Origin of the sequence: Serratia sp. CY29653, from assembly GCF_052169255.1 — a bacterium.
Taxonomy (GTDB): domain Bacteria; phylum Pseudomonadota; class Gammaproteobacteria; order Enterobacterales; family Enterobacteriaceae; genus Serratia; species Serratia sarumanii.
Map to the genome: position 1 here is coordinate 129,068 of NZ_JBJNLC010000003.1, position 18,025 is coordinate 147,092.

The 18,025-nt window shown below is 62.3% G+C and carries 15 protein-coding genes; 10 read left to right on the forward strand and 5 right to left on the reverse strand.

Features of this window, described 5'->3' with window-relative positions; genetic code table 11:
• Nucleotides 1-39: 39 nt before the first annotated feature.
• The 3 genes from ACJ8HN_RS16900 to ACJ8HN_RS16910 are packed head-to-tail and all read left to right on the forward strand — an operon-like array spanning nt 40 to nt 3,884.
• Nucleotides 40-1,410 (forward strand): sucrose-specific PTS transporter subunit IIBC, encoded by a 1,371-nt coding sequence (locus ACJ8HN_RS16900; RefSeq protein WP_033636041.1) that lies wholly within the window; start codon nt 40-42, stop codon nt 1,408-1,410.
• Nucleotides 1,410-2,819, forward strand: coding sequence for a sucrose-6-phosphate hydrolase (locus ACJ8HN_RS16905; protein WP_442523784.1), 1,410 nt, complete (start codon nt 1,410-1,412; stop codon nt 2,817-2,819). Before ACJ8HN_RS16900 ends, ACJ8HN_RS16905 begins: the two co-directional genes overlap by 1 nt.
• A gap of 21 nt (nt 2,820-2,840) precedes the next feature.
• Nucleotides 2,841-3,884 (forward strand): LacI family DNA-binding transcriptional regulator, encoded by a 1,044-nt coding sequence (locus ACJ8HN_RS16910; protein ID WP_060422930.1) that lies wholly within the window; start codon nt 2,841-2,843, stop codon nt 3,882-3,884.
• Nucleotides 3,885-3,939: 55 nt separating this feature from the next.
• On the opposite strand, the gene exbD is transcribed toward ACJ8HN_RS16910, so the two are convergent.
• A complete protein-coding gene (gene exbD / locus ACJ8HN_RS16915) occupies nt 3,940-4,362 on the reverse strand; it encodes a TonB system transport protein ExbD (protein WP_004937307.1) in 423 nt (140 codons plus the stop codon).
• 3 nt (nt 4,363-4,365) lie between these two features.
• Nucleotides 4,366-5,343 (reverse strand): tol-pal system-associated acyl-CoA thioesterase, encoded by a 978-nt coding sequence (exbB, locus tag ACJ8HN_RS16920; protein WP_080289921.1) that lies wholly within the window; start codon nt 5,341-5,343, stop codon nt 4,366-4,368.
• Nucleotides 5,344-5,773: 430 nt separating this feature from the next.
• On the opposite strand from exbB, the gene metC reads away from it, so the two are divergent.
• Both metC and ACJ8HN_RS16930 read left to right on the forward strand, forming a co-directional pair.
• Nucleotides 5,774-6,985, forward strand: a complete 1,212-nt coding sequence (metC, locus tag ACJ8HN_RS16925) for a cystathionine beta-lyase (RefSeq protein WP_033654838.1) — start codon at nt 5,774-5,776, stop codon at nt 6,983-6,985.
• Between the two features lie 130 nt (nt 6,986-7,115).
• Nucleotides 7,116-7,778: a DedA family protein gene (locus tag ACJ8HN_RS16930; RefSeq protein WP_033636044.1), complete on the forward strand. Its 663-nt coding sequence runs from the start codon at nt 7,116-7,118 to the stop codon at nt 7,776-7,778.
• A gap of 67 nt (nt 7,779-7,845) precedes the next feature.
• Here ACJ8HN_RS16930 and ACJ8HN_RS16935 read toward each other — a convergent pair whose 3' ends face one another.
• Nucleotides 7,846-8,733, reverse strand: a complete 888-nt coding sequence (locus tag ACJ8HN_RS16935) for an AraC family transcriptional regulator (RefSeq protein ID WP_194243347.1) — start codon at nt 8,731-8,733, stop codon at nt 7,846-7,848.
• Nucleotides 8,734-8,959: 226 nt separating this feature from the next.
• On the opposite strand from ACJ8HN_RS16935, the gene yqhD reads away from it, so the two are divergent.
• The 3 genes from yqhD (at nt 8,960) to ACJ8HN_RS16950 (ending at nt 11,982) form a co-directional block, all read left to right on the forward strand.
• Complete coding sequence (gene yqhD, locus ACJ8HN_RS16940) at nt 8,960-10,123, forward strand: alcohol dehydrogenase (RefSeq protein WP_442523728.1); 1,164 nt, start codon at nt 8,960-8,962, stop codon at nt 10,121-10,123.
• Nucleotides 10,124-10,410: 287 nt separating this feature from the next.
• Nucleotides 10,411-11,235 (forward strand): 2,5-didehydrogluconate reductase DkgA, encoded by an 825-nt coding sequence (dkgA, locus tag ACJ8HN_RS16945; RefSeq protein WP_086580579.1) that lies wholly within the window; start codon nt 10,411-10,413, stop codon nt 11,233-11,235.
• A 141-nt stretch (nt 11,236-11,376) separates the two neighbouring features.
• Nucleotides 11,377-11,982, forward strand: coding sequence for a transglycosylase SLT domain-containing protein (locus ACJ8HN_RS16950; RefSeq protein ID WP_033649078.1), 606 nt, complete (start codon nt 11,377-11,379; stop codon nt 11,980-11,982).
• 63 nt (nt 11,983-12,045) lie between these two features.
• Here the strand turns inward: ACJ8HN_RS16950 and ACJ8HN_RS16955 are convergent, their stop codons facing one another.
• Nucleotides 12,046-14,214 (reverse strand): YgiQ family radical SAM protein, encoded by a 2,169-nt coding sequence (locus ACJ8HN_RS16955; RefSeq protein ID WP_033649077.1) that lies wholly within the window; start codon nt 14,212-14,214, stop codon nt 12,046-12,048.
• An 80-nt stretch (nt 14,215-14,294) separates the two neighbouring features.
• Nucleotides 14,295-15,029: a GntR family transcriptional regulator gene (locus ACJ8HN_RS16960; protein WP_033636050.1), complete on the reverse strand. Its 735-nt coding sequence runs from the start codon at nt 15,027-15,029 to the stop codon at nt 14,295-14,297.
• A 658-nt stretch (nt 15,030-15,687) separates the two neighbouring features.
• Between ACJ8HN_RS16960 and ACJ8HN_RS16965 the strand changes: the two genes are divergently transcribed.
• Nucleotides 15,688-17,085, forward strand: a complete 1,398-nt coding sequence (locus ACJ8HN_RS16965) for a purine-cytosine permease family protein (protein ID WP_039569297.1) — start codon at nt 15,688-15,690, stop codon at nt 17,083-17,085.
• Nucleotides 17,082-18,014, forward strand: coding sequence for a PfkB family carbohydrate kinase (locus ACJ8HN_RS16970; protein ID WP_070915367.1), 933 nt, complete (start codon nt 17,082-17,084; stop codon nt 18,012-18,014). Before ACJ8HN_RS16965 ends, ACJ8HN_RS16970 begins: the two co-directional genes overlap by 4 nt.
• Nucleotides 18,015-18,025 lie beyond the last annotated feature (11 nt).

Genomic DNA, 18,025 nt, shown 5'->3' on the forward strand with positions numbered 1-18,025 from the left:
AAACGGCGCGGCGGCATTTTTATTTAGCAAGGGGACAACATGGACATTACCGCAACCGCCAACGCGCTGTTGCCGCTGCTTGGCGGTAAAGAGAATATCGCCAGCGCCGCCCACTGCGCCACGCGCCTGCGTCTGGTGCTGGTGGACGACAGCAAAGTGGACAAAGAGGCCATCGGCAAACTGGACGGCGTCAAAGGCTGCTTCAGCAACGCCGGTCAAATCCAGGTGATCTTCGGCACCGGGCTGGTGAACAAGGTGCATGCGGAATTCATCAAGGCGGCGGGCGTCAGCGAATCCAGCAAGGCCGAAGCCGCCGATATCGCGGCGAAAAAGCTCAACCCGCTGCAGCGCATCGCCCGCCTGCTGTCGAACATCTTCGTGCCGATCATTCCGGCGATCGTCGCTTCCGGCCTGCTGATGGGGCTGCTCGGCATGGTGAAAACCTACGGCTGGGCCGATGCCAACAGCGCGCTGTTCATCATGCTGGATATGTTCAGCTCGGCGGCGTTCATTATCCTGCCGATTCTGATCGGCTTCACCGCCGCACGCGAATTCGGCGGCAACCCCTATCTGGGCGCCACGCTCGGCGGCATTTTGACGCATCCGGCGCTGACCAACGCCTGGGGCGTCGCCGAGGGGTTCCACACCATGAACTTCTTCGGTCTGGAGATCGCCATGATCGGCTATCAGGGCACCGTGTTCCCGGTGCTGCTGACGGTGTGGTTCATGAGCGTGCTGGAAAAGCGGCTGCGCAAGGTGATCCCCAACGCGCTCGATCTGATCCTGACGCCGTTCCTGACGGTGGTCATCTCAGGCTTTGTCGCCCTGCTGTTTATCGGCCCCGCCGGCCGCGCACTGGGCGACGGCATCTCCTTCGTGCTCAGCACGCTGATTGCCCATGCGGGCTGGTTCGCCGGACTGCTGTTCGGCGGCCTCTATTCCGCTATCGTCATCACCGGCATTCACCACAGTTTCCATGCGGTAGAGGCCGGGCTGCTCGGCAACCCCAATATCGGCGTCAACTTCCTGCTGCCGATCTGGTCGATGGCCAACATCGCGCAGGGCGGCGCCTGCCTGGCGGTGTATTTCAAAACCCGCGACGCCAAAATCAAAGCCATCGCGGTGCCGTCGGCCTTTTCCGCCATGCTCGGCATCACCGAGGCGGCGCTGTTCGGCATCAACCTGCGCTTCGTGAAGCCTTTCCTGGCGGCGCTGGCGGGCGGCGCGCTCGGCGGCGCCTGGGTGGTGGCCAACCACGTCGGCATGAATGCGGTCGGGCTAACGGCGATCCCCGGCATGGCGATCGTGCAGGCCAGTTCGCTGGTCAGCTATATCATCGGCCTGGCGATCGCTTTTGGCAGCGCCTTCGTGCTCTCCCTGCTGCTGAAATATAAAACGGACGCGCAATGATGGAAGAACTCAGCTTAATCAAACAGGCGCTGCGGGCGGTAATGAACGGCCAGCCACGCGCACTGCGCGATCCGCACCGCCCGGCCTGGCATCTGGCGCCCAGCGTTGGCTTGCTGAACGATCCCAACGGCTTTATCCAGCACAACGGCGTTTATCACCTGTTCTATCAGTGGAATCCGCTGGGCTGCGATCATCGCAACAAGTGCTGGGGACACTGGCAATCGACCGATTTATTGCGTTGGGAACATCAGCCGATCGCCCTGGCGCCGGGCGCCTGTTACGACAGCCACGGCTGTTACTCCGGCTCGGCGGTGGTGGCGGAAGACAAAATCACGCTGATCTACACCGGCAACGTGAAATTCCCCGACGGCTCGCGCACCGCTTACCAATGCCTGGCTCAGGAAAGCGATCGGGGCGAATACCGCAAACTCGGGCCGGTGCTGCCGCTGCCGGAGGGCTACAGCGGCCACGTACGCGATCCGAAAGTGTGGCGTCATCAGGATGCCTGGTACATGGTGCTCGGCGCGCGTGACTTGCAGGATCGCGGCAAGGTGCTGCTGCTGCGTTCCTGCGATCTGCGCGACTGGCAAGCGCTGGGGGAGATCGCCGGTTCCGGCCTAAACGACCTGGGTGAATTCGGCTACATGTGGGAGTGCCCGGACCTGTTCTCGCTGGACGGCGACGACGTGTTGATCTGCTGCCCGCAGGGGCTGGCGCCGCAGCCGGAACGCTATCTCAACCGTTATCAGGCCGGCTATCTGCTCGGTAAGCTGGATTACCGGCAGGCGGCCTTCAGCCACGGCGAATTTCGCGAGCTGGACGCCGGCTTCGAGTTCTACGCGCCCCAGACGACGCAGGCGGAAGATGGCCGCCGCCTGCTGTTCGGCTGGATGGGCGTGCCCGAGCAAGATGAAGAAGCCCACCCGACGCGCCGTTACGGCTGGATCCACACCATGACCTGCCCGCGCGAGCTGTCGCTGCAGCATGGCCGCCTCTACCAGCGCCCGGCGTGCGAGCTGCAACAGCTGCGCGGCGAGCGGGCTGGCTGGCAAGGCCACGCCGATGACGCCCCCACCTATGCGCTGGGCGCCGCGGAGCTGCAGCTGACGCCGCAGGGCGCGTTCAGCGCCGACTTTGGCGACGCCATGACGCTGAGCTGGGACGGCGAACGGCTGCAGCTGACGCGCGCTTCCCTGGCCGACGGTAGGCCGGAGCACCGTTACTGGCGCGGCCCGGTCACCCATCTGCAGCTGCTGTTCGATCGTTCCAGCGTGGAGATTTTCATCAACCACGGCGAGGCGGTGATGAGCGCGCGCTACTTCCCGGCAGCTGAACCGCAACTGCGGCTGAACGGGAGCGCGCCACTGGCGTTGGAATACTGGCCGCTGACGCCATGCATGCTAGAATGACGCATCCTCCGATGACTTCAGATGGCGTCAGTGAAAAAAAATAAACGCATTACCATCAGTGACATCGCCACGCTGGCCGGGGTGTCGAAATCGACCGCCAGCCTGGTGCTGAACGGCCGCAGCAAGGAATACCGGGTGTCCGACGACACCCGCGATCGCATTCTGGCGCTGGCGCACGAACATCATTATCAGCCCAGCATCCACGCCCGCTCTTTGCGCTCCAACCGCAGCCACACGCTGGGGCTGGTGGTGCCGGAGATGACCAACTACGGCTTTGCGGTGATCTCGCGCGAGCTGGAAACGCTGTGCCGCGAGGCCGGTCTGCAGCTGTTGATCGCCTGTACCGATGAAAACCCGGCGCAGGAGATGATGGCGGTGAACAGTCTGGTGCAGCGGCAGGTCGACGGCCTGATCGTCGCTTCCAGCCAGTTGAACGACGCGGAATACCAGAAGATCAACGCCGGGCTGCCGGTGGTGCAGATGGATCGCCTGATCGCCGGTTCCGAACTGCCGCTGGTGATCACCGACTCGGTCAATTCGACCGCCGACCTGGTGGAGAAGGTCGCGCGCCAGCATCCGGATGAGATCTATTTTCTCGGCGGGCAGCCGCGCATTTCACCGACTCGCGATCGGCTGGCCGGCTTCCAGCTTGGCCTGGAGCGCGCCGGCGTATCGTGCAAACCGGAATGGATCATCAACGGCAGCTATCACCCCAGCTCGGGTTACGAGATGTTCGCTCAGCTGTGCGCCCAACTGGGGCGTCCGCCTAAAGCGCTGTTCACCGCCGCCTGCGGCCTGTTGGAAGGGGTATTGCGTTATCTGACTCAGCATCAGCTGATGGAAAGCGACATCCACCTGTGCAGCTTCGACGATCACTACCTGTTCGACTGCATGACGTTGAAGATAGACACGGTGGCGCAGGACTGCCGGGCGCTGGCGCAACATAGCTTCAGCCAGGTCACCGCGCTCATCGACGAGCGGCCGCTGGAACAGAACGCGCTTTATCTGCCGGGCCGTATCCACTGGCGCCATGCCGGTTCGCGGGCGTTGTTGGCCGGGGAGTGATATTTCTGAATCTATAAAAAAGGGCGCCTGAGCGCCCTTTATCGTTTTGCTGCCGCTACTTGGCGGCGCCTTCCATGCCCACCAGCCCCACTTTCAGGTAGCCGGCTTTACGCAGGGTGTCCATCACGCTCATCAGCGTTTCATAGTCCACGCTCTTGTCCGCCTGGAAGAAGATGGTGGTTTCTTTGTTGGCCTGAGTGCGTTGATCCAGCACCGAAGTCAGCTGATCGGCATTCACCGGCTGATCGCCAACGTAGAGCTGCTTGTCGGCCTTCACCGACAGGAACACCGGTTTTTCCGGCCGCGGCTGCGGTTTGGCGGAAGAAGCCGGCAGATCGACGCGGATATCTACCGTTGCCAGCGGCGCGGCCACCATAAAGATGATCAACAGCACCAACATGACGTCGATAAACGGCGTCACGTTGATTTCATGCAGTTCGCCGCTGTCGTCCAGATCTTCATTTAAGCGCATCGCCATGACTCACCCCGCCCGCAGTTGGTGTGCGTGCTGTGAGCGCTTGGCTTCCGCCGTCGCGGCCAGATCCAGATCGCGGCCCTGCAGCAGCAAGACCTGCGCCGCCACGTCGCCTACCTGGGCGCGATGGCCGCTGATGACGCGGGCAAAGATGTTGTAGATAACGACGGCAGGGATCGCCGCGACCAGGCCCAGCGCGGTCGCCAGCAGCGCTTCCGCGATGCCCGGCGCCACGACCGCCAGGTTGGTGGTCTGCGAATGGGCGATGCCGATGAAGCTGTTCATGATGCCCCACACGGTGCCGAACAGGCCGACGAACGGCGAGATGGCGCCGATGGTGGCCAGGAAACCGTTGCCGCGGCCCATGTTGCGGCTGTAGGCCGCCACGCGGCGCTCGAGGCGGAAGCCGGTACGCTCTTTGATGCCGTTGTTGTCGCTGGACTCTGCGGACAGCTCCAGCTCATTTTGCGCGTCGTTCAGCAAGACAGCGCTGACGCTCTGCGAGCCGAAGTTTTGCGCCAGCTCGGAAGCTTCATCCAGCGAGCGCGCGTCGGCCAGCGCCAGCTGTTCGCGGCGCAGGCGGCGTTTGGCGCGCAGCAATTCACTGCCTTTGGAGAACAGAATGGTCCAGGTCACGATCGAGGCCAGCACCAGGCCGATCATTACCGCTTTCACCACCGCGTCGGCGTGCTGATACATGCCCCAAACGGACAGATCCATGCCGCGGGTTTCCGGTGGCTGGATCATTGGCGCCGGGTTCACCGGCGTGATGCTTTCCGGCGCGGCGGCTGCAGGTGCAGGCGCGGTGGTCGGCGCAACGCTTTCGGTAACGGCCGGATTGGCCGCCGGCGCCGCCTGCGCGCTGCCGGCCAGCCCCACGACCAACACCATTGAAGCCATCAGGCTGCGGCCAAAGGCCTTGCCCCACTGCGCCCGGCCCTGGCCGAACGATCCTTGATTTAAATTCTTGCCAGCCGTTTTCACGCTGTGCCTCCACCCATTACCGATCAAAATTAAGGAATAATTCAGCGTGCGATCATATCAAACCAACCGGGGATTGATAGTAGTTCTCATTATTATTTACCAAATAAACGAGAAAATTTTAGCCAACCCCGCGGCAAAGCGCCAATCCGCGTCCGTTCACCGCCAAACGCCCCTTTTATGGGGTTATTTCGTTACTTTCCCCCACAACGGCGCAACAAGGCCACGCTGCCGAACGGCATCTCGACCGATGAATGGGCTTCTCTCTCGCCGCTCGGCAGAAGGATGAGGCGAGAAATGCGCCGTCGGCAGCCAATTATAGCCGTTTCTGCATCTGGAAGTTAAAACGTCTGGATGGCTATATTAACTCATGTTAACGTAAGGGCTATCGCAAACGGGCACGTGCAGAGCAACCAGAGGTGAGCCAGGTACCATGACGTCAAAACATATCGAAACCACGCTGATCGGCGCCGGCCGCGGCAAGCGCTACACCCAGGGCTCCGTCAATCCCGTCACGCAACGCGCCTCTTCTTTGGTCTTCGACTCCGTCGCCGCCAAAAAACACGCCACCGCGCAGCGCGCCCACGGCGAGCTGTTTTACGGCCGACGCGGCACCCTGACCCACTTCGCGCTGCAAGATGCGATGGTGGAGCTGGAGGGCGGCGCCGGCTGCGTGCTGTACCCCTGCGGCGCGGCGGCGGTAGCCAATGCGATCCTGTCGTTCGTCGGCGCCGGCGATCACCTGCTGGTCACCGGCTCGGCGTACGAACCGACCCAGGATTTCTGCACCCATATCCTCGGCCGCATGAACGTCAGCACCACCTATTTCGATCCATTAATTGGCGCCGATATCGCCACGCTGATCCAGCCCAATACCCGCGTGGTGTTCCTGGAATCCCCCGGCTCCATCACCCTGGAAGTGCAGGATATCCCGGCGATGGTGCAGGCCATCCGCGCCGTGGCGCCGGAGGTGGTGATCATGATCGACAACACCTGGGCGGCGGGCGTGCTGTTCAAGGCGCTGGATTTCGACATCGACATTTCGATTCAGGCCGGCACCAAATACCTGATCGGCCATTCCGATTACATGCTCGGCACCGCCGTCGCCAACGCGCGCTGTTGGGATCGGCTGCGCGAGTACTCCTATCTGATGGGGCAGATGGTGGATGCCGACACCGCCTACATGGCGAGCCGCGGCCTGCGCACCCTGAGCGTGCGCCTGAAGCAGCACGAGCGCAGCAGCATCGAAGTCGCCAACTGGCTGGCGGCACGGCCGGAGGTGGCGACGGTCAATCACCCGGCCCTGCCCAGCTGCAAGGGCCACGAGTTCTACCGCCGTGACTTCAGCGGCTGCAACGGGCTGTTCTCCTTCGTGCTGAAAGAGCGGCTGGATGATGCGCAGCTGGCCGCCTACCTGGACAACTTCAGCCATTTCAGCATGGCCTACTCCTGGGGCGGCTTCGAGTCGCTGATCCTGGCCAACCAGCCGGAAGAGCTGGAAGCGATCCGTCCGGCGGGCGGCGTCGATTTCTCCGGCACGCTGGTGCGCCTGCACATCGGCCTGGAGAACGTCGAAGACCTGATCGCCGATCTGGCGGCCGGCTTCGATCGCCTCAACGGCGTGCGCCAAGACGGATTCCGGTAATTTTCTTTGCCTTGTTTAATGTCGGCTTAAGCTATTAGCGGTACACTAATCGGGTAACTGTCAGATACGGTAACCGCCGCATCCTGGAGAACGTGACCCCGGGCGCAACCGGCATGCAACAGGACATAAAATGGATGTATTACGAGAGATTATTCATGCGCTTTGGCAGCAGGACTTTATCGCCCTCGCCGATCCAAGCGTAATTTGGGTGGTTTACGCCGTACTTTTCACCACCCTGTTTTTGGAAAACGGACTGCTGCCCGCCTCCTTCCTCCCCGGCGACAGCCTGCTGCTGCTGTCGGGCGCGCTGATCGCCAAAGGCGTGATGGGCTTTGCCCCCACCCTGCTGATTCTGACCGCCGCCGCCGGCCTCGGCTGCTGGCTGAGCTATATCCAGGGCCGCTGGCTGGGCCACACCGGCCTGGTGAAGAGCTGGCTGCTGCAGCTGCCGGCGCAGTACCACCAGCGCGCGCACAACCTGTTCAATCGCCACGGGCTGACGGCGCTGCTGATCGGCCGCTTCCTCGGCTTCGTGCGCACGCTGCTGCCGACCATGGCCGGCATTTCCGGGCTCAACAGCTCGCGCTTCCAGGTGTTCAACTGGCTGAGCGCGGCGATCTGGGTCTGTGCGCTGGTGGGCCTCGGCTACGCTTTCAGTCAAATCCCTCTGGTAAAACGCTACGAAAGCCAGGTGATGACCGGCCTGATGCTGCTGCCGCTGCTGCTGCTGTTCGTCGGCCTGCTGGGCGCCATGCTGGTGATCTGGCGCAAAAAGCGCGCTTCCTCTTCCTAAATCCGGCGCGCTACAGCGCCTTCTCGACCAGCGCCCGGCAAGATCGTCCTGCCCCCGTAAACGCGGCTCAGCCCTCCAGCAGCAGCGGGTTGGCCTCGCGCAGCCGGGCGACTTCATCGCTCGGCGTCATGCCGAACAGCCGCTTGAATTCACGGCTGAACTGCGACGCGCTCTCGTAGCCGACGCGGATCGCCGCGGTGCTGGCCTTCAGGCCGTCATGCACCATCAGCAGGCGCGCCTTATGCAGCCGGTACGACTTCACGTATTGCAGCGGCGAGGTGTTGGTCACCGCCTTGAAATTGTGGTGAAACGCCGAGACGCTCATGTTGACCTCGCCGGCCAACTGCTCGACGTTGAGGTTGTCGGCATACTGATGTTCGATGCGCCGCAGCGCCTTGGCGATCTGGCTGAAGTGGGTATGGCGATTGACCAACTCCTGCAGCGACGCGCCGCAGGTGCCGCGCAGCACGTAGTAAAGGATCTCGCGCACGATCTGCGGCCCCAGCACCCGGGCGTCGAGCGGCTTGGCCATCACGTCCAGCAGGCGTTCGGTGGCGCACAGCAGCGCTTCCGTCAGCTCGGCCAGGTTCACCCCGTTGCTCTCCGCCCGCGGTTGCATCAGGTAGTCGTCGTCGCCGATGTCGATCAGCAAATCCTGCAGCATTTGGGTATCGATATTGACCGCCAATCCAACCAGCGGCAGTTCCGGGCTGGCGAAGGTTTCGCATTCGAACGGCAGCGGCACCGTCATCAGCAGGTAGTTGCGCGGATCGTACTGGAACACCTTACTGCCGCAATAGCCGACCTTGTGCCCCTGAAAGATGATGACGATCCCCGGTTCGTACATCACCGGTTGGCGCGGGCAGTGGCGATCGACATACAGGATCTTCACCCGCGGCACCGGCGACGGCGTGTAGCCGTTGCCGGTGGCGATAGCCATCGCCTGGCGCGCCATGCGGCTGCGCTGCGCATCGATTTCAATCACGGAAACACCCTCTTACAGTCAGAACGATTCGGCATAAATCATAATTTAAAATTCGCCATTCCTACAGAGGATTGTAGAAATAGGCAAGAACCAAACAGGAATGTGCATTGTGCGCTGCCGGCAGGTTGCTGACAATACGGGCCAGAAACCTTTGCGCCGCGTTGGCGCCCGCCTGACAGAAAGAGAGAAATCAACCATGCAAAACTTCATTCTGCATACCCCAACCAAAATCCTGTTCGGCAAGGACCAAATTGCCGAAGTGGCCGGCCAGATCCCGGCGGACGCACGCATCCTGATCACCTACGGTGGCGGCAGCGTGAAGAAAAACGGCGTGCTGGATCAGGTGTATAGCGCGCTGGCCGGCCGCGACGTGCGGGAGTTCTCCGGCATCGAGCCGAACCCGACCTACGAAACGCTGATGAAAGCGGTCGAGGTGGTGAAGGCGGAAAACATCGATTTCCTGCTGGCGGTCGGCGGCGGGTCGGTGGTTGACGGCACCAAGTTCATCGCCGCCGCCGCCCGTTATACCGCCGACGGCGACACCTGGCATATCCTGCAGACCGTCGGCAGCCACATCGCCGACGCGGTGCCGATGGGTTGCGTGCTGACGCTGCCGGCCACCGGTTCCGAATCCAACAGCGGCGCGGTGATCACCCGTAAAAGCAGCGGCGACAAGCAGCACTTCTTCTCGCCGCTGGTGCAGCCGCGCTTCGCCGTGCTGGATCCGGTGGTGACCTATTCGCTGCCGCCGCGCCAGATCGCCAATGGCGTGGTCGACGCCTTCGTACACACCCTGGAGCAGTATCTGACCTACCCGGTCGACGCCAAGGTGCAAGATCGCTTCGCCGAAGGCCTGCTGCTGACCCTGCTGGAGGACGGCCCGCGCGCGCTGGCCGAACCGGAAAACTATGCGGTGCGCGCCAACGTGATGTGGAGCGCCACCATGGCGCTGAACGGCCTGATCGGCGCCGGGGTGCCGCAGGACTGGGCAACCCACATGCTGGGCCACGAGCTGACCGCCATGCACGATCTCGACCACGCGCAAACGCTGGCCATCGTGCTGCCGGCGCTGCTGCACGAGAAGAAAGCGCAGAAGCGCGCAAAACTGCTGCAGTACGCTGACCGCGTTTGGGGCCTGCGCGAAGGCAGCGAAGACAGCCGCATCGACGGCGCCATCGCCGCCACTCGCGCCTTCTTCGAGCAGATGGGCGTACCGACCCGCATGGCGGATTATCAGCTCGACGGCAGCAGCATTCCGGCGCTGCTGGACAAGCTGCATCAGCACGGCATGACCGCCCTGGGCGAGCATCAGGACATCACCCTGGACGTCAGCCGCCGCATTTACGAAGCGGCGCGTTAATCGCAAAACGGCGATTTTTTGCTAGGCTTTAGTCTCCGCCAGCCATTTTTCGCCGCATCCGGCGCCCGGCCGATCACCGGGCGCCGTCAGGCGCCTCAGCGCGCCGCCGATCGTTTCGCACCACCCGTCTTACCGCTCATTCGCAGGGAGAGCGGCGAGAAAGTCGCCCTCCCGCCACCGCTGAAATTAGGCTGGCAAACCCGGCAACCGCCCACTTTGCCAACTAGAATTTATCTATAGCCGTTTCGGTGCCGCAGGCGCCGCAATCCGTACACAAGGAGATGCGCATGACAACGCAACAACCCATCATCAAACTCCACGATGGTAATCTGATGCCGCAGTTGGGTCTCGGCGTTTGGCAGGCGAGTATTGAAGAGACCACCCGCGCGGTGAGCAAAGCGCTGGAGATCGGCTACCGCTCCATCGACACCGCCGCGATCTACAAGAACGAGGAAGGCGTCGGCGCCGCGCTGCAGTCCAGCGCGCTGCCGCGCAGCGACCTGTTCATCACCACCAAGCTGTGGAACGACGATCAGGGCGATCCGCTGGCGGCGCTGGAAACCAGCCTGGAGAAGCTAAAACTGGACTATGTGGATCTGTACCTGATCCACTGGCCGCGCCCGCAGCAGGATCAATACGTCTCCGCCTGGCGCGAACTGATCAACCTGCGCGATCAAGGCCTGGTGAAAAGCATCGGCGTATGCAACTTCCATACGCCGCACCTGCAGCGCCTGCTGGATGAAACCAACGTGGCGCCGGTCGTCAACCAGATAGAGCTGCACCCGCTGCTGCAACAGCGCCAGCTGCGCGCCTGGAACGCCACGCACCACATCGCCACCGAATCCTGGAGCCCGCTGGCGCAGGGCGGTGAAGGGGTGTTCGACCAGCCGCTGATCAAGGCGCTGGCCGAAAAATACGAGAAAACCCCGGCGCAGATCGTGGTGCGCTGGCACTTGGACAGCGGCCTTATCGTGATCCCGAAATCGGTCACGCCGTCGCGCATCCGCGAAAACTTCGAGGTGTTTGATTTCAAACTCGATAAGGACGAACTGGGCGAGATCGCCAAGCTGGACATCGGCAACCGCCTCGGGCCGGATCCGGATACCCTGTAAGTCCTCCCCAAGCCCTCTCCCGCCGGAGGGGGCTTTTCCTTTCCGCACATTGCTCCCTTGCGCCGCCTGACGTTATGATGACGAGCCGGAGGCTCCGCCCGCCGGTTAATACCGTTAAAAAACAGACAAGCACGGAGCACCATGAAATTCTCTTTCTCACACGGGTCACGGCTGGGCATGCTTTGCATCATGCTGGTGCTGGCGGGTTGCGCCGGCAAGAAACAGCGCGTCAGCTACGATCGCCACGCCTTCGACAGCGCCATTAAAGACGCCGCCAGCGAATACGGCGTAGACGCCAAGCTGATCACCGCCATGATCCAGGTGGAGTCCGGTTTCAACCCCGCCGCAGTGAGCAGATCCAATGCGATCGGCCTGATGCAGCTGAAAGCCGATACCGCCGGCTGCGACGCCTATCGTTACAAAGGCAAACGCGGTTGCCCGGACGATGACGATCTGCTGGATCCCGACACCAATATCGATCTCGGCGCCGCCTATCTGGCCACCTTGCAAAAACAACAGCTTAAAGGGATCGCCAATCCAGTTACGCTGCGCTACGCCACCATCATCGCCTACGTCAACGGCACCGGCGCGCTGCTGCGCACCTTCTCCAGCAACCGCCAGCAGGCCATCGCGATGATCAACAACCTGTCGCCGGAAGCCTTTAACTGGCACGTGCGCAAATACCATCCCGCTCCGCAGGCGCCGCGCCATTTGATGAAAGTGGAAGCCGCCTACGATCGGCTGTGATGAGTAAAAGTAAAAAGGAGAACCCGAGGGTTCTCCTTTTTGTTTGCGCCCGCGGCGTGGCCGTTACGGCTTGGCTTTGCGAATCGGTTTGCGCGGCGGCCGGTTGGACGGCGTGCGCTGCCGATTGATATCGGTATGTTTGGTCAGCGCCGGCCGGGTATGGCGCTGCAGGCGTTTCGCTTCGCGCTGCTCGTCGATGCTCGGCGCCGGCACCAGACACTCGCGGCGGCTGCCGATCAGGTGCTTCAGCCCCATCTCTTCCAGCGCGGCGCGGATCAGCGCCCAGTTGGCCGGATCGTGGTAACGCAGCAGCGCCTTGTGCAGGCGGCGCTGGCGATCGCCGCGCGGCACCACCACGTCTTCGCTCTTGTACCCCACCTTGCTCAGCGGGTTTTTGCCGCTGTAATACATGGTGGTGGAGTTGGCCATCGGCGAAGGATAGAAGTTCTGCACCTGATCGAGGCGGAAACGGTTCTTCTTCAGCCACAGCGCCAGGTTCACCATGTCTTCGTCGCGGGTGCCCGGATGCGACGAGATGAAGTACGGGATCAGGTACTGCTCTTTGCCCGCCTGCTTCGAATAGTGATCAAACAGCTGCTTGAAGCGATCGTAGCTGCCCATGCCCGGCTTCATCATCTTCGACAGCGGCCCTTCTTCGGTGTGCTCCGGCGCGATCTTCAGGTAGCCGCCGACGTGGTGGGTCGCCAGTTCCTTGATATAACGCGGATCTTCCACCGCCAGATCGTAACGAACCCCGGAAGCGATCAGGATCTTCTTGATGCCCTCCAGCGAACGCGCGCGGCGATACAGCTTGATGGTCGGCTCGTGGTTGGTGTCCATGTAGGTGCAGATCTCCGGATACACGCACGAGGCGCGGCGGCAGGTCTGCTCGGCGCGCGGGTTGGTGCAGCGCAGCATATACATGTTGGCGGTCGGGCCGCCGAGATCGGAGATCACGCCGGTGAAGCCCGGCACCTTGTCGCGGATCTCTTCGATTTCGCGAACGATCGAATCTTCCGAACGGCTCTGGATGATGCGCCCTTCATGCTCGGTGATCGAACAGAACGAGCAGCCGCCGTAGCAGCCGCGCATGATATTCACCGAGAAACGGATCATGTCATAGGCCGGAATGCGATCCTGGCCGTAGGACGGGTGCGGCACGCGCTGATAAGGCAGCGCGAAGACGCTGTCCATCTCCGGCGTGGTCAGCGGGATCGCCGGCGGGTTGATCCACACGTAGCGGTCGCCGTGTTTCTGCATCAGCGCACGGGCGCAGCCCGGGTTGGTTTCATGGTGCAGAATGCGCGAGGTGTGCGCATACAGCACCTTGTCGCCCTTCACTTTCTCGAAGGACGGCAGCAGCACATAGGTCTTCTCCCACGGCTTCGGCTTGGCGGCGCGCACGGTGACAGGCTTGGCTTCCGGCTCTTTCGGCTTGGCGCCGTCGGCGCACGGCAGATCGTCGCCGTACGGGTTCGGGATAGGTTCGATGCGGCCCGGCTTGTCGAGGCGGGTGGAATCCACGCCGCTCCAGCCCGGCAGCGCTTCTTTGCGCATTACGGCGGTATTGCGAATATCGTGGATGTCGCCAATCTTCTCACCGGCGGCCAGGCGATGCGCCACTTCCACCAGCGGGCGTTCACCGTTGCCGTAGATCAGCATGTCGGCCTTGGAATCCACCAGCACCGAGCGGCGCACGGTATCCGACCAGTAATCGTAGTGGGCGATGCGGCGCAGGCTGGCTTCGATGCCACCCAGCACGATCGGCACGTCTTTGTAGGCTTCTTTACAGCGCTGGCTGTAGACCAGGGTGGCGCGATCCGGGCGTTTGCCGCCGACGTTGCCGGCGGTGTAAGCATCGTCGTGGCGCAGTTTGCGATCGGCGGTATAGCGGTTGATCATCGAGTCCATGTTGCCGGCGGTGATGCCGAAGAACAGGTTCGGTTTCCCCAACCGCATGAAGTCTTCTTTGTTGCTCCAGTCCGGCTGCGCGATGATGCCGACGCGGAAGCCCTGCGCTTCCAGCATGCGGCCGATGATCGCCATGCCGAAGCTCGGGTGATCGACATAGGCGTCGCCGCTGATGATGATCACATCGCAGCTGTCCCAGCCCAGTTGATCCATCTCTGCTCGCGACATCGGTAAAAACGGCGCGGTGCCAAAACATTCCGCCCAATAAGGCTTATAGGAAAACAGTTCACGATCGGGTTGGATCAGGCTGGTGGTGCTCATTCTGCTGCTCTTTTTACAGGTTAATTAATCGCCGGGCGGCGATTATACGCACTAGCTGCAAAAAGAGCATGGTTATTTCGCTAACCGTTCACTTCGAATTCATAAACGTCGCTGCGGCACAAGATATCGCTGAACTCCAGCGCCTCACCCTGGGCATTGCGGCTGGTCTGGGTGATGTGCAACAACGGCGCGCCGCACGGCACGTTGAGCAGCTCGGCAACCTCGTCGCTGCAGGATACCGCCTTCAGCAGAAAGTGTTTATCTTCGGGCACGATGCCGCGCGATTGCCATAACGCATACAGCGAATGTTCCAGCTGCCCCGGTTCGGGCAGGAAGCGCGGCGGAATATAGGTGGTTTCCAGCGAGACCGGGCTGCCGTTCAGCAAGCGCAAACGCCGCAGTTTGACCACCTCATCCCCTTCCGCCAGCCCCAGCGCCGCCGCGGCCTTGGCCGGCGCGCCGACCCGGGTGCGCAGCAGCCATCGATTGCTGACGCTGCTGCCGTGGCGCAGCGCCTGAGCGGTGAAACCGCTGTCCTTATCGAGGGAATAGCCAATGTGCATCGCCACGCGGGTGCCAACGCCCTGCTGTCGCAAAATCAGCCCCTTCTCCTCCAGCAGTTTCATCGCCTTGCTGACGGTGACGCGCGACAGCGCCAGGCCTTCCGCCATCTGCCGTTCGGGCGGCAAAAACGCCTCTGCCGCCAGCACCTGCTGCCTGATCGCGGTTTCTATCGCCATCGCCAGCTGAATATAACGCGGCGCTACCGCCCCCTGCGCCAGATGGCCACGCAGCCAGGCCATAAAATCCGTCATTCGCCCGCCCTCTTACCTATGCCATTTGTCTGGATTTCGTTTTTTATCCTATCGCCGCTCCGGCGATAAGCCCCTCACCTTAACTAAAATATCGCTAATGTTTTCAGAGTGGCATCACAATTTTTGCCTAATGGACTTTCATTGGATCTAGATCGCGCGTAATCTGTGCTTATTGATGTTGATACATCAATCGCACCAACACCAGGGACCCACTTTAAAAACAATAAAAAACCCGCTGCCAGCCCTAAAGGATACCCTTGATGGCCGGTAGCGGGGATATACTGTCAGCACAAACGGCCGAGAATAAGCAACGTAGCTAATGGATAGCTTGCTCACTGCTCATAGCCACATCACAGGATCCCCTCGCGGTGGGCGCAACGGATCGATGTCGGCAAATAGAAACGTTCCCGCTTCGCCAAACCCCGCTGCAGACCCACTCTTTGACTACACTCATTGGCGCCGTGCGGCCGACGTGCCTCACCCGATAAGGCGGATACCGCCCTCACTTTGACAGACCCGGCGGTATCAGCCGCTACACACTGCGCGGAATCGGCGTCTTCACCGACAACGGAATAGCCGGCGTCAACCGCGCCAACGGAATCGATTTTCAGTCAACTGCGGCGGCCCTCGCGGCCCTGCGCTACAGGGATCACTTGCTATGACCGATATCAATCGCAATGAAGCATGGAAGGTAGAAAGCACCGGTATCGATCGGGTGCCGGACGCGGAACAGACCGGCAAGCCCATCGAGCTGTTTTGGATCTGGTCGGCAGCCAATATCGGCATTCTCGGCGTGGTGTACGGCGCCATTATCGTCGGCTTCGGCTTATCCTTCCTGCAATCGGTACTCGCCGCGCTGGTCGGCGTCGCCAGCTTCGTGCTGGTCGGCCTCACCAGCTTCGCCGGCAAGCGCGGGCGCACCTCTACGCTGACGCTCTCGCGGGTGATTTTCGGCCTGAAGGGCAACGTGGCGCCCACCCTGTTCAGTTGGATCAACCTGATGGGCTGGGAAGCAGTCAATGTGATCACCGGCACCCTGACGCTGGCGGCGCTGTTCGAGGCCTTCGGGTTGGGTAGCAGCCACCTGCTGACCGCGCTCAGCCTGCTGCTGTTCGGCGGGCTCACTGTCGTCGTCAGCCTGCTGGGGCAAAATACCGTGGTCTGGATGCAAAGCTGGTTCAGCCGCATCTTCGGCACCATGACGCTGATCGTGGTGCTCTATATCCTGTCCAACACCGAGTGGAGCCAGGTGCTGGCGCTGCCTTCCGGCAGCTGGTTGACCGGCTTCCTGCCGGCGGTATCGGTGATTGCCGCCGGCACCGGCATCAGTTGGGCGATCGCCGGCGCCGATTACAGCCGCTATCAAAGCCCGAGCTCGTCGAGCAAAAGCATTTTCGCCGCGGTGATGGGCGGCGCCTGTTTGCCGCTGATGCTGCTGATGCTGGCCGGCATCCTGCTTTCCGTGCAGCTGCCCGATCTGGCCAGCGCCGCCAACCCCATCGCGCTGATAGGCTCGGTGCTGCCCGCCTGGATGGCCATTCCTTATCTGCTGGCCGCCACCGCCGGCATCGTCACCATCGCGGTGCTCAGCCTGTATTCCGCCAGCCTTAACCTGCTGACCATCGGCGTGCAGGTCAAACAGTGGCTGGCGGTGTCGATCGACGCGGTCGTAGTGCTGGGCATCGCCCTGTATGTGCTGTTCATCTCCGGCGATTTCATGGGGCCGTTCATCTCCTTCCTGGTGTTCTGCGGCGTCTTCCTGGCGGCCTGGGAGGCGATTTTCCTGCTCGATTACCTGTGCCTGCGCCGCCGCCACGGGTATGATGGCAACGCTTTGTACGGCCTGCATGGCCAGAACCGCGGCGTGCGCAAAGCCCCGCTGTTCTGCTGGTTCCTCGGCGCCCTGTGCGGCCTGCTGGTCACCAAAACCGGTTTTATCGACGGCCCGCTGGCCAAAGGCTTGTTCGCCGATTCCAGCCTGGGGCTGTTTGTGTCGTTCGCGGTGAGTCTGATCGCTTACGGTCTGTACCTGACCCAACGCAGAGAACATCAATGAGTGAGTGGGAAGCTGTAACACCTGTCCTGGTGATTGGGGGCGCGGTCGGCGATCTGGTGATGACGCTGCCGCGCCTGCCGACCAGCGGCGAAGATATCGAAGCCCAGCCGCAGGCGCGGCAAATCGGCGGCTGCGCGTTCAACGTGGCGCGCGCGCTGGTGCGCCTGGAAACGCCGGTGATTAACGGCATGCCGGTTGGCAACGGCGAATGGGGCGCGGCTGCCGAAGCCGCCATGGGCGAGCTGGGGCTGGAGGTGCTGTTGCGCCACGGCCAGATGGACAACGGCTGGTGCCTGGCGCTGGTGGAGCCGGACGGCGAACGCACCTTCATCACGGTTTCCGGCTGCGAAAGCCAATGGAATAAAGCGCAGCTGGCGACGCTGCCGCTGACGGAGCACACCCTGATCTACGCCAGCGGCTACGAGCTGGCGGGTGAAAGCGGCGAAGCGCTGCGCGAGTGGCTGACGCGCATGCCGTTTGACCAACCGCGCCTGATCGATCCCGGCCCGCGCATCGCTCAGCTCAGCGAAGATTTCTTCGCCATGCTCAGCGACAGCCACACCCTATTGACGCTCAACCGCGACGAAGTGGCCGCGCTGTGCGGCGCCGGCGACGCCGTGGAGGCCGCGCAGCGCTATGCCGCCGCCCGCAACCTGACGCTGGTCTGCCGCCTGGATCGCGACGGCGCGTGGATCTGCGACGGCCGCACGCCGCCGCTGCACGTTCCCGCCTATCCGGTAGACGTGGTCGACACCATCGGCGCGGGCGATGCCCACTGCGCCGGTTTACTGGCGGGCCTGTCCGCCGGCTGGCCGCTGCCGCAGGCGGTCGATCTGGCCAACCGGGTCGCGGCCTGCGTGGTGGCCAGCCTCGGGGCCGCCAATCCGCCGGACTGGCAGCAGTTGCAACAGCGCTTCCCGCAGGCCTGACGTTTCAGGGC

Coding starts and splice junctions, on each gene's coding strand:
- ACJ8HN_RS16900 (WP_033636041.1), top strand. CDS start 40: ATGGACATTACCGCAACCGCCAACGCGCTGTTGCCGCTGCTTGGCGGT.
- ACJ8HN_RS16905 (WP_442523784.1), top strand. CDS start 1,410: ATGGAAGAACTCAGCTTAATCAAACAGGCGCTGCGGGCGGTAATGAAC.
- ACJ8HN_RS16910 (WP_060422930.1), top strand. CDS start 2,841: ATGGCGTCAGTGAAAAAAAATAAACGCATTACCATCAGTGACATCGCC.
- exbD (WP_004937307.1), bottom strand. CDS start 4,362: ATGGCGATGCGCTTAAATGAAGATCTGGACGACAGCGGCGAACTGCAT.
- metC (WP_033654838.1), top strand. CDS start 5,774: ATGACGTCAAAACATATCGAAACCACGCTGATCGGCGCCGGCCGCGGC.
- ACJ8HN_RS16930 (WP_033636044.1), top strand. CDS start 7,116: ATGGATGTATTACGAGAGATTATTCATGCGCTTTGGCAGCAGGACTTT.
- ACJ8HN_RS16935 (WP_194243347.1), bottom strand. CDS start 8,733: ATGGCGCGCCAGGCGATGGCTATCGCCACCGGCAACGGCTACACGCCG.
- yqhD (WP_442523728.1), top strand. CDS start 8,960: ATGCAAAACTTCATTCTGCATACCCCAACCAAAATCCTGTTCGGCAAG.
- dkgA (WP_086580579.1), top strand. CDS start 10,411: ATGACAACGCAACAACCCATCATCAAACTCCACGATGGTAATCTGATG.
- ACJ8HN_RS16950 (WP_033649078.1), top strand. CDS start 11,377: ATGAAATTCTCTTTCTCACACGGGTCACGGCTGGGCATGCTTTGCATC.
- ACJ8HN_RS16955 (WP_033649077.1), bottom strand. CDS start 14,214: ATGAGCACCACCAGCCTGATCCAACCCGATCGTGAACTGTTTTCCTAT.
- ACJ8HN_RS16960 (WP_033636050.1), bottom strand. CDS start 15,029: ATGACGGATTTTATGGCCTGGCTGCGTGGCCATCTGGCGCAGGGGGCG.
- ACJ8HN_RS16965 (WP_039569297.1), top strand. CDS start 15,688: ATGACCGATATCAATCGCAATGAAGCATGGAAGGTAGAAAGCACCGGT.
- ACJ8HN_RS16970 (WP_070915367.1), top strand. CDS start 17,082: ATGAGTGAGTGGGAAGCTGTAACACCTGTCCTGGTGATTGGGGGCGCG.